Origin of the sequence: Corallococcus carmarthensis (genome assembly GCF_003611695.1) — a bacterium.
Lineage (GTDB): Bacteria > Myxococcota > Myxococcia > Myxococcales > Myxococcaceae > Corallococcus > Corallococcus carmarthensis.
Map to the genome: position 1 here is coordinate 1 of NZ_RAWE01000296.1, position 9,948 is coordinate 9,948.

Below are 9,948 nucleotides of genomic sequence, written 5' to 3' on the forward strand. Positions count from 1 at the left end.
GGGCTGTTCGTCCCGGTGGATTCGAAGCGCGACGTGGTGGACCTCATCCAGGCCTTCCGCCTGCCGGTGGTGCTGGTGGCGCGCGCGGGGCTGGGCACGCTCAACCACGTGGCGCTGTCGCTGGAGGCGCTGGCCGCGCGCAAGGTGTCCGTGCGCGCGGTGGTGCTGTCGCGCGGAGTGCCCGGACGTGACCTGGCGGAGCGGGACAACCGGCGCTACCTGGAGGCCCGCCACGGGGTGGAGGTGCTGGGTCCAGTGCCGTATGTGGAGGATCCGAGAAAGCGCCAGTTGGCGTTCCGGCGCGTGCTGGCGCCGCTGGTGCCCGAACGCGCGCGGGCCCGATAAATCGGCCTCCGCCGCGTTCGGCGAAAAGGCGGGTGCTACAGGTCGCGCAAGTTTTCGCGTGGTGGTGGCCGTGATCTGGACGTCCCGTTTTTTCCGCGCGAGAAAGCCCGGCACGAATGGCGGACATCATCGACATCACGCTCCTCGCGGACGTCCGACGCTTCTTCCAGAAGCTCATCGAACAGCGCGGGCTGTCCTACTTCCTCCAGAAAGACGGTCCGCGGTTGTTCCAGATCGAGCCGACGAAGGTCGAACTGGTCCTGCGCACCGCGATCCGCACCCGGAACCCGGAGCTGCCCAAGCCGCATGAGAAGGCCATCGATCATTGCCGCCTGGAGCTGCGCCGCGAGCTGATCCGCCGCGTGGCCAGCGCCATGCTCCAGACGGGGCTGTGAGCCGCTTCTCGCTCCGCACCGCCTTCCCGCGCACGCCCAACCCGCTCTCCCAGGCCGTCGCCCTGCGCCACGCGTGCGGGCTGCCCGTGCTGGACCTGGCGGAGACCAACCCCACCCGCGTGGGGCTGCCCCCGCCGGACGTGGACCTCGGGGTCCACCCCGGGGTCTTCGACTACGCTCCGGAGCCCTTCGGCCTGCCGTCCGCGCGCGAGGCCGTGGCCACGCACCTGTCCCAACGGGGCGCGTCCGTGGACGCCGCGCACGTCGTCCTCAGCGCCAGCACCAGCGAGGCCTACGGCTGGCTCCTCAAGCTCCTGTGCGACCCAGGGGACAACGTCCTCGTGCCCGCGCCTGGCTATCCGCTGGTGGATGTCCTGGCGCGCCTGGAGGGCGTGCACGCGCGCTCCTATCGCCTTCCCGTCGTGCACGGCTTCGGGCTGGATGTGGGCCGGGTGGAGGCCGCCATCGACGCCCGCACCCGCGCGGTGGTGGTGGTGAACCCCGGCAACCCCACCGGCCACTTCCTCCACGAAGGGGAGCTGCACGCGCTCGCGGACGTGTGCGCGCGCCACGGCCTGGCGCTGATCAGCGACGAGGTGTTCTCCAACTTCGCATGGGACGCGGAGGAGGGACGGGTGACGTCGGTGGCGGGGCGGCCGCTGCCGTGCCTCACGTTCGCCCTCTCCGGCCTGTCCAAGGTGGCGGGCCTGCCCGGCCTCAAGCTGTCCTGGCTGCACGTGGGCGGCCCCTCGCACGCGCGCGACGAAGCCCTGGCCCGGCTGGAGGACGTGGCGGACGCGGTGCTGTCGGTGTCCACGCCGGTGCAGCTCGCGCTGCCCGCGCTGCTGGCCCACGCGCCGCGCTTCCAAGCGGCCCTGCTGAAGCGGGTGAAGGGCAACCGGGAGCGGTTGATCCAAGCGCGTCCGGCGGATGCCGCGTGGGACGTGGTGCCCGCGCACGGCGGCTGGAGCGCGGTGCTGCGCATCCCCCATCACCCCGGAGAGGAGGCCACCTGCCTGCGGCTCCTGGAGGAGGGGGTGCGCGTGCAGCCGGGCTACTACTACGACTTCGGCGGCGGTGCGTACCTCGTGCTGTCGCTGCTGCCGACGCCCGAGGTCTTCACCGCCGCCCTGGTGCCGCTGGTGCGCGTGCTCAGTCCACCGGCGGGTTGATGAGCTGCACGGTCTTGAAGGCGCTGTTCTCCACCTTGAACAGCTCGTAGGGGGAGGGCGCCTCACCCGTGTCGTTGTTGAAGTCCAACTCGCCGCTCGCGCCGCGCACGTTGATGGTGGTGCCGGTGCGCAGCGCCTCGCGCGCCGCGGTGAACTGCGTGGACCCCAGCGAGTAGGTGGGCGCGGTCTGGCCTGACGCGGGGGTGAGCTTCGTGAGGCCCTCCGCGATGCGGGGGCCCGTCACCGGCTGCGGGTTGTTGGGGTCGTTGCCCACCGCGTACGCCGCGCCCAGCGTCACCAGGTACATGGCGTCGTACGCGTGCGCGGTGAAGGAGAACTGCCCGGGGTCCGTCCTGTAGGCGGTGATGAAGCGGTCCGCGAAGAGCTTGTAGGTGGAGTCGCTGGGCCGCGCGGACGCGGGCGCCGTGCCGTACGCACCGTTGAGCTGCACCTTGTTGGCGGCCAGGTTCGTCAGCAGGGTGAGGTCCTTGCTCGCGTCGGTGAGGAACCAGCGGTTGCCGTTGGTCACGGACACGCCCTGGGCCACGGCCTCCGGGATGAGCCGCGCGTTGTCCTCGGGGAAGCCCGCCAGCACCGTGAGGTCCGGCTTGAAGGTCACCAACCGGCTCACCGCGCCGCTCACGGCCTCGTTGCGGTTGTACTGCGCGCCCGCGACGTTGTCCTTGTTGGGGATGCGGTTCTGGATGGCGTCGAACAGACCGTTGCCGTACGAGTCGTTCACGTACGCCACGCCCACCTTGGTCGGCGGGGTGAACGTCACGCCCGGGTCGTTGATGGCCGTGACGCCCTGGAGCACGTCCGCGATGACGCGGCCCTGGAGCACGTCCGAGGGCGTGGTGCGCCAGACGAGCCCCACGCTGCCGCCGTTCTTGTCCGACAGCGTGGTGAACGCGGAGCTCGTGGCCGTGTGGCTCATGAGCAGCACGTTCTTGGGGATGGTGATTCCGCTGATGGCCAGCGTCTGCCCGCTGCCGGCGCTGAACATCGCCACCACGCTCTTGTCGTTCACCATCCAGGTCGCCTGGGTCACCGCCCGGTTCACGTCCGCCCCGGTGTCGCAGACGTACATGACGAACTGCCGGCCGCCCACGCCCTGCGCCTGGTTCACTTCATCCAGCGCCAGCTTCAGGCCGTTGAAGCGCTGCTGTTCAATCTCCGCGTTGCCGCTCGCGTTGGTGAGCGGCAGCGCCGCGCCCAGCACGATGGGGTTCGCCGCGGACGTGGCGCCCACCACCTGGTCGCACCCCGCCGGCTGCGGCAGACAGAAGCCGGAGGTGCAGACGCTGTTGCTGCCACAGTCACTGCTCGTCGTGCATTCGGACAGGCCGCCCGCCGTGGTGAAGCTGCACCCGGACGACAGCAGCGCCATGCCCAGCGTCATCATTCCCAGCGCGCGCATCAGAAACGTCCTTCCATGCCGACCCCGGCGCCGCGCGGTGCGAGCGTCACGCGGACCTCGCCCTGCGCGGGAGGGCCCTCTTTGGGATACAGGATGATGGCGGTGATGGCCCCCGCGAGCCCCACGCCGAAGCCGATGTCCGCGAGCAACGCCTTGCTCTTGGTGCTGTCCGACAGCCGCTGCTTCTCCGCGAGCGTGCTGGCGTTGTCGAACTGCTCGCGCTGGTCGCGCGCCTGCAGGCCGAAGAGCACGCCCACGCCCACGCCCACCACCGCCACGCCGCCCGTGGCGAACGCCGCGATGCGCTGGTTGCGGTAGGACTTGATGGCCCGGTTCAGCTCCGCTTCCTTCTGGAGCTGGTTCTCCTCCTCCGCGCGCCGCGCCGCGGCCTGCTCCTCGTCCGCCTTCTGCCGCGCGGCGTCCGCTTCCGCCTCCAGGCGCTTCCGGTCCGCGTCCGCCGTCGCCTGCGCCTGGTCCTCGCGGTCCAGCTGCACCCGCAGCCGGTCGATGGCGCGGTTGCTGTTCTTCAGCAGGGTGGGGTCGGTTTCCTCGCTGGAGGACGTGACGTACTGCCGGTAGAAGGTCATCGCCTCGCGGGGCTCGCCCGCGTACTCCAGCGCCACGGCGATGTTGTAGACGAGCCGCGGGTGCGGCTGCGCCTCGTTGGCCTGCTTCAGCGCCTCCGCCGCCTCGCGGTACTTGCCGGCGTCATAGAGGCGTTTGCCCTCCTTCAGGAGGGACTGCACGTTGACCTTGGAGCCACCCCGCTGCGCCAGGGCGGACCCCGGCGACAACGCAAGCGCCAGCGACAACACGAAAACCAGTCTCATGGGGCGGTGAGCCTACCGCCGAACATTCCGGCCGTCGAAGCGCTGGCCCCCTTAAAAAAGCGCCGGGGCCACCCCCACCCCTGTAGCAGCAGGGGAGGAAGCAGCCCCGGAAGGGACCTCTCAGGCGTCAGACGGCGATCAGCCGTCCAGGCGCGCGATGAGCAGCTTGCGCTGGAGCATCAGGGCCTCGGGGGCCTTGGTGCCCAGCTGCTCGAAGAAGACCTCCTGGCTCTTGAGCTCGGACTTCCACTCGTCCTCCTTGATGGAGGTGGCCTCCTGGACGGCCTCCGCGGACAGGTCCAGGCCGTTCAGGTTGAGGCCCTGGTCCTGGCGCGGCACCCAGCCCAAGAGCGTCTCCTGCGTGGGGACGCGGCCGTGGACGCGGTTCACGATCCACTCGAGGACGCGCATGTTGTCCCCGAAGCCCGGCCAGATGAACTTGCCGTTCTTGTCCTGCCGGAACCAGTTGACCTGGAAGATCTTCGGCAGCTGCGGGATGGACTTCTGCATGTCCAGCCAGTGCTGGAGGTAGTCGCCCATGTGGTAGCCGCAGAAGGGCAGCATGGCCATGGGGTCGCGGCGCACGACGCCCACCTTGCCGGTGGCCGCCGCCGTCGTCTCCGAGCCCATGGTGGCGCCCAGGAACACGCCGTGGGTCCAGTTGAAGGCCTGGATGACCAGCGGGACCGTGTTGGAGCGGCGGCCGCCGAAGATGAGCGCGCTGATGGGAACGCCCATGGGGTCGTTCGCCTTGCCGGACAGCACCGGGTTGTTGCTCATGGGCGCGGTGAAGCGGCTGTTCGGATGCGCCGCCTTCTCCGGGCTGCCCTTCTTCCAGGGCTTGCCCTGCCAGTCGATGAGCTCCTCCGGGACCTCGCCGTCCTTGCCCTCCCACCACACGTCGCCGTCCGGCGTCAGCGCCACGTTCGTGAAGAGCGTGTCGCGGGAGATGGTCTCCATCGCGTTGGGGTTGGTCTTGTTGTTGGTGCCCGGCACCACGCCGAAGTAGCCGGCCTCCGGGTTGATGGCGTACAGGCGGCCATCCGGACCCGGGCGCATCCAGGCGATGTCGTCGCCCACGGTCTCGATCTTCCAGCCCGCGTACTCCTTGGGCGGGATCATCATGGCGAAGTTCGTCTTGCCGCACGCGGACGGGAAGGCGGCGGCGACGTAGGTCGTCTCACCCTTGGGGCTGGTGACGCCCAGGATGAGCATGTGCTCCGCGAGCCAGCCCTCTTCACGGCCCAGGTAGCTGCCGATGCGCAGCGCGAGACACTTCTTCCCGAGCAGCACGTTGCCGCCATATCCGGAGCCGAAGCTCCAGATGGTGTTGTCCTGGGGGAAGTGGCAGATGTAGCGGCGGTCCGGGTTCACGTCGCCCGTGGAGTGCAGGCCGCGGTTGAAGTCGTCGCTGTCGCCCAGCATGTCCAGCGCGGCCTTCCCCATGCGGGTCATGATCCGCATGTTGAGGACCACGTAGTCGCTGTCCGTCAGCTCCACGCCAATCTTCGTGAAGGGGCTGCCCAGCGGGCCCATGGCGTAGGGCACCACGTACATCGTGCGGCCCTTCATGCAGCCTTCGAACAGGTGGCCCAGCTTCGTGTACGCGGCCTCCGGGTCCATCCAGTTGTTGGTGGGGCCCGCGTCCGTCTTGTTCGGCGTGCAGATGAACGTGAGGTGCTCGACGCGCGCCACGTCGTTGGGGTTGGAGCGGTGCAGGTAGCAGCCGGGGCGCGTCTTCGGGTTGAGCGGGATGAGCGTGCCGTCCTTCACGGCCTGCTCCGTCAGGCGCGCCTTCTCCGCCTCGGAGCCGTCGCACCAGACGATGCGGTCCGGCTGGGTCATCGCAGCCATCTTGGCCACCCACGCCAGCAGCGTGGGGTTCTTCGTGGGCGCCTGCTCGGTGGCGGCGGCCGCTTGCGTCGAAGCCATGGAGGTTTCCTCGGGGTGTTTCATGAGTCGGGAGCTCCCGCGTTTCGCTACTTCGCGAGGGGTCGGAACCCTACAGCGGGAGGAACACCAAACCTTCTGGACCCACGCCCCAAAAGCAACTGACGTCCGGCAGTCAACCGGACTTTCGACCGCTCTGGCCTAATTCCACTTATCAGCGTCCGGTCGCTCATCAGTAAACGGCGCGGTGCGGCACGCTCTGGCAGCGCGTCGCGTCGCCCCCAGGCAGGCATGGAAGTCCGTGCCGCAACTGCTTTGTCTGGCTTTGCCTGGATTGGAGCCCCGGCACGTCAGTGGATGGCCGCGCGCAGCCCCACGTCCGCGAGCACGCGCGACTCCTGCGCGAGGAGGTGCTGCAGGCGCGCGTCCACGCCCGCTTCGTCGCCGTTGGACGCGGTGACGGCCAGCCGGTGGAAGAGGGACTGGTGGCCGTCTTCCGACTGGGCCAGCTCTCCGTAGAAGCGGGCGAGCGCCGGGTCGGTGAGCCCCTCCGCCAGCAGGGACAGCCGCTCGCACGAGCGCGCTTCGATGATGGCGGCGACGAGCAGGCGGTCCACGCGCCGCTCCAGGGCGGGCGTGCGCACGTGCTTCTGGAGCCCCTGCGCGTACGGGTCTCCGGCGTCCCTGGTGAGGGTGAGGCCGCGCGCGGCCATCAGGTCCAGCACGCGCGCCAGGTGGGCGCTCTCCTCGCGAGCCAGGCGGGCCATCTGCGACGGCAGGCCGGGCAGGTCCGGGTAGGCCTGGAGCATGGACAGCGCGTTGGCGGCGGCCTTCTTCTCGCAGTGGGCGTGGTCCACCAGCACCGCGTCGAAGTTCGCGAGCGCCAGCGGCAGCCAGCCGGGGTCGGTGGGCGCGTGGAGGATGACGGGGCCCGCTCCGGAGAGGGGACGGCGGGAGGGTGTGGGGCGGCTGCTCATCGCGGGCGGACTGTAGGGCATCCGCCGGGCTCGGTGCGCGCGGTGTCGCACGGGCCTGGGAGGCCTGCTTCCTCCCGGGACATGCCGGCCCGGACACGGGTGGGGGGCCGCCCACCGTGTCCGCGGCCGGGCTACAGCGGCGGGTTCGTGCCCTCTTTCGATGCGAGCAGGGTGACCACGTAGTCGTTGCCCTCCTGCGCCTCGTTGGCGATGAAGACGGAGCCCGGCCACGTGCGCAGCCCGTTCATCAGGAAGGCCCCATGGTCGGTCTGGGCCCGGTGCACCAGCTCCACGCGGCAGAGCGTGGCGCGGCACTCCATCGACTTCACGCGGGAGGTCGTGGGCAGGTGCGCGCGGAACGCTTCATCGAGCGTCTTGGACGCGCGGGCGCTCCAGTCCCCGTCCACCGGCTCCGCGGCGAAGGCGTTGAACACGCGGGTGCGCGACTGCTCGAACGAGGCCGGTGGCGGGCGGATGGGCGGAGGCGGGGGCACGTCGCCGCCGGCTTCCTCCGTTACGGCGTCGTCCCCAGTGGTGGTGCCTTCCGGGCGCGGTTGCCCCCGGGCGGGCGGGGCCGTGCGCGCGGCGTTGGCGGCCCACATGCGCATCGCGGTCTCCGCGGCGGCGCGGCGCTCGGCGAGGTTCGTGTCGCTGCTCGCGGTGGTACGGCGCACCTGGGTCCGCAGCTCCTCCATCGCCTCGTCGGAGGCGCGCTGGTGGCCCAGGAGCGTGAAGCCCACGCCCGCGATGGCGACGGTGTTGGCGATGGCGAGGACGGTCTGGAGCCGGGAGGACATCGGGGCGCTCGCGGGGGGGAGGTGGAGGGAAGGGAACAGGCCGCGCGAAGGGGAGGAATGAGAAGCCTTCACGCGGCCCGCATCACAGGACAGCACCCCTCCGCGCCGGGACGCTGCCGCGGCCCGGACGGAGGGAGGGACAGGCCCGTTCGTCAGTCGATGGTGAAGCCGCCGATGATGCCGCTCGACTGCAGGCCGCAGCGGAAGACGATGGCGAAGTCCTCCCACACGTAACGGTCACCCGTGTTGATGGTCTGCCACGCCATGGGGCCGGCCAGCGTGTACGTGGTGGCGCCCACCTGGCCGGCGTTGCCCACGCCGTTGACGGTCTCCGTCTCGCACCAGCTGTTGTTGCCGTAGATCTGCACCGTCGTCGGGTGGTAGCCGACCGTCCACATCGGCACGGAGGCAATGGCCAGGCGCGTCGTCGTACAGTCGTTGCGGATGGCCGAGTAGCTGTGGACGTTGAAGCACGCCGCGTCGGACGCATAGGCGGCCTTGAACGCGATGCCCGGGTAGTACTGCCAAGCGGCGGCGGTCCCCGCGCTCAACGCCACCACACCGAACGCGCACACCTTCGCCAACGTCTGGAAACCCTTCATCGGACTGCTCCCGTGGGGATGCGGCGGTGATTGGGGCCGCCGGGCTCGCGAATGCCGCGCGCCGCACCACCTGGGAGCAAGCGCCATGCCTTCAACCGGGATGGCGTGTTTTCAGTCGCTTGCGTGTCTTTATGTCAATCCCTGTTGTTCCGGGAGCAACGGCAGGTGTTGCCTGTGTTGTCCCGGGGGCTACTCCACCAGCACGAGCCGCTGGGTGCGGCCGGCGTGGTAGCCCACCTTGCGCGCGATGCGGGCGGTGCTCTCGTCGCGCTCGTCGACGCGCAGGGCCAGCCGGGGCAGCGACGACAGCAGGTGCCGCGAAATCTGTCCCAGGCACAGGGTGGCGTGGCCCTGGCGGCGGCGGGACGGGGGCGTGTACATGCCCTCCAGCTCCGCGCCGAACTGCGAGCGGCAGCCGATGTCCACCTTGAACACGAGCTCGCCGCCCTCCTCCAGCACGTAGGTGCGGCGCTGGCGCACGCGCTGGAGGACGCGGGCCTCGTAGTGGGTGGGGTCCTCCGCCAGCGGGTCGCGCTCCAGGATTTCGCGCACGTAGCCCTGGGCCAGCGGCAGCAGGCGGGGCACGTCCTCTTCGCGGGCCAGGCGCAGGGTGGGGTTGGTGAAGGGGCCCAGGTCGTCCGCGGAGACGCTGAACAGCCGCTGGGTGCGTGACAGGCGCGGCTTGCCTTCGCAGAGGCTGCGCACCAGCGCGTCCACGGAGGCCTTGTCCCCCACGGTGGCGCGCAGCTTGAGGCTGGCGGCGAGCGCGTCCGCGATGACGCCGGTGGCGCTGGCGTCGCTGGCGCTGGGCACCACGAGCCCGCCGTCGCCGCCCACGAAGACGGCCGCGGTGAGGACGCCGCTGTCGAAGCGGCCGTGGAAGGAGAAGGCCGCCAGGCGCGCTGGCGCCGCGATGCCGAACTCCTCCAGCAGCCCCAGCAGGTAGAGGTTGTGGACGGGATCCTTCGCCAGGAGCGCGCGCAGGGCGTCCGTGTGGGAAGGCGCGAGCTGTTCGACGGTGACGGGCATGCGAGGGGGAAGGGGGCTGAACCTTACGCGCAACCCGACCTCACGGGCCAGCGTCCCCGGGCACGGTGAAACGGAATGGGTAGAGCACGGTCGCGGACCCGCCCAGGTGGGGTGCCGGGAAGCGCGCGTCCAGGAGCGAATCCAGCACGCACGCCTGCACCATGGGGTCCGGGATGGTGCTGGAGACGAGCACGCCCCGGTTCATCTTCCCCTCGGAGCCCTCGCCCTCCACGGTGAAGCGCAGCTTCACTTCCTGTGTGCCCCGGTTGCGTTGTGCGGCGTCCTGGAAACATTGCTGCACGAGCGGAGTCACCGACTGGACGGCCAGCCGCAGGTCCTCCGCGTCGATGCGGCCGGAGGAGGCCTCCACCACCGGCTCCACCCCCTCCACGCGGCGCGGGTCGGGGGCGTCCGGGTCGTCGCGTGGCGGCGGTGCCCGGGTCGGCTCGCGCACCGGCGCTTCGGGGCGTGGGAGCGGCGCGGTGGGGGCG

11 protein-coding genes are annotated in these 9,948 nt (G+C 70.4%); 3 read left to right on the forward strand and 8 right to left on the reverse strand.

The window, feature by feature from the left end; all coding sequences use genetic code 11:
- The 3 genes from bioD to D7X32_RS40660 form a co-directional block, all read left to right on the forward strand.
- On the forward strand, nucleotides 1-345 hold a 345-nt coding region (gene bioD, locus D7X32_RS40650), incomplete at its 5' end, for an ATP-dependent dethiobiotin synthetase BioD (RefSeq protein WP_147450472.1).
- Nucleotides 346-461: 116 nt separating this feature from the next.
- On the forward strand, nucleotides 462-740 hold the full coding sequence (locus tag D7X32_RS40655) for a hypothetical protein (RefSeq protein WP_120607888.1): 279 nt from the start codon (nucleotides 462-464) through the stop codon (nucleotides 738-740).
- Nucleotides 737-1,912 (forward strand): pyridoxal phosphate-dependent aminotransferase, encoded by a 1,176-nt coding sequence (locus D7X32_RS40660; RefSeq protein ID WP_120607889.1) that lies wholly within the window; start codon nucleotides 737-739, stop codon nucleotides 1,910-1,912. Before D7X32_RS40655 ends, D7X32_RS40660 begins: the two co-directional genes overlap by 4 nt.
- Here the strand turns inward: D7X32_RS40660 and D7X32_RS40665 are convergent.
- From D7X32_RS40665 to D7X32_RS40700, 8 genes are all read right to left on the reverse strand, one after another.
- Nucleotides 1,893-3,332, reverse strand: a complete 1,440-nt coding sequence (locus D7X32_RS40665; protein WP_120607890.1) for an ABC transporter substrate-binding protein — start codon at nucleotides 3,330-3,332, stop codon at nucleotides 1,893-1,895. The genes D7X32_RS40660 and D7X32_RS40665 overlap by 20 nt on opposite strands.
- The gene (locus D7X32_RS40670) at nucleotides 3,332-4,162 is read right to left on the reverse strand and encodes a tetratricopeptide repeat protein (protein WP_120607891.1); all 831 of its coding nucleotides are present in this window, start codon (nucleotides 4,160-4,162) and stop codon (nucleotides 3,332-3,334) included. Before D7X32_RS40670 ends, D7X32_RS40665 begins: the two co-directional genes overlap by 1 nt.
- A gap of 138 nt (nucleotides 4,163-4,300) precedes the next feature.
- Nucleotides 4,301-6,094: a phosphoenolpyruvate carboxykinase (GTP) gene (locus D7X32_RS40675; RefSeq protein ID WP_120607892.1), complete on the reverse strand. Its 1,794-nt coding sequence runs from the start codon at nucleotides 6,092-6,094 to the stop codon at nucleotides 4,301-4,303.
- A gap of 308 nt (nucleotides 6,095-6,402) precedes the next feature.
- Complete coding sequence (locus D7X32_RS40680; RefSeq protein WP_120607896.1) at nucleotides 6,403-7,029, reverse strand: MiaE family protein; 627 nt, start codon at nucleotides 7,027-7,029, stop codon at nucleotides 6,403-6,405.
- A 131-nt stretch (nucleotides 7,030-7,160) separates the two neighbouring features.
- On the reverse strand, nucleotides 7,161-7,826 hold the full coding sequence (locus D7X32_RS40685) for a hypothetical protein (protein WP_120607893.1): 666 nt from the start codon (nucleotides 7,824-7,826) through the stop codon (nucleotides 7,161-7,163).
- A gap of 152 nt (nucleotides 7,827-7,978) precedes the next feature.
- Nucleotides 7,979-8,428 carry a hypothetical protein gene (locus tag D7X32_RS40690; RefSeq protein ID WP_120607894.1) on the reverse strand — a complete coding sequence of 150 codons (450 nt, stop codon included), beginning with the start codon at nucleotides 8,426-8,428 and terminating at the stop codon, nucleotides 7,979-7,981.
- Between the two features lie 189 nt (nucleotides 8,429-8,617).
- The gene (locus D7X32_RS40695; RefSeq protein ID WP_120607895.1) at nucleotides 8,618-9,457 is read right to left on the reverse strand and encodes a GNAT family N-acetyltransferase; all 840 of its coding nucleotides are present in this window, start codon (nucleotides 9,455-9,457) and stop codon (nucleotides 8,618-8,620) included.
- 40 nt (nucleotides 9,458-9,497) lie between these two features.
- Nucleotides 9,498-9,948 (reverse strand): AgmX/PglI C-terminal domain-containing protein (locus D7X32_RS40700; protein WP_244239458.1); only part of this gene is annotated, 451 nt, incomplete at its 5' end.

Excerpts from the sequence above, each read along its gene's own strand:
- D7X32_RS40670 (WP_120607891.1), bottom strand. The coding sequence starts at position 4,162 with ATGAGACTGGTTTTCGTGTTGTCGCTGGCGCTTGCGTTGTCGCCGGGG.
- D7X32_RS40665 (WP_120607890.1), bottom strand. The coding sequence starts at position 3,332 with ATGCGCGCGCTGGGAATGATGACGCTGGGCATGGCGCTGCTGTCGTCC.
- D7X32_RS40675 (WP_120607892.1), bottom strand. The coding sequence starts at position 6,094 with ATGGCTTCGACGCAAGCGGCCGCCGCCACCGAGCAGGCGCCCACGAAG.
- D7X32_RS40695 (WP_120607895.1), bottom strand. The coding sequence starts at position 9,457 with ATGCCCGTCACCGTCGAACAGCTCGCGCCTTCCCACACGGACGCCCTG.
- D7X32_RS40690 (WP_120607894.1), bottom strand. The coding sequence starts at position 8,428 with ATGAAGGGTTTCCAGACGTTGGCGAAGGTGTGCGCGTTCGGTGTGGTG.
- D7X32_RS40685 (WP_120607893.1), bottom strand. The coding sequence starts at position 7,826 with ATGTCCTCCCGGCTCCAGACCGTCCTCGCCATCGCCAACACCGTCGCC.
- D7X32_RS40680 (WP_120607896.1), bottom strand. The coding sequence starts at position 7,029 with ATGAGCAGCCGCCCCACACCCTCCCGCCGTCCCCTCTCCGGAGCGGGC.
- D7X32_RS40655 (WP_120607888.1), top strand. The coding sequence starts at position 462 with ATGGCGGACATCATCGACATCACGCTCCTCGCGGACGTCCGACGCTTC.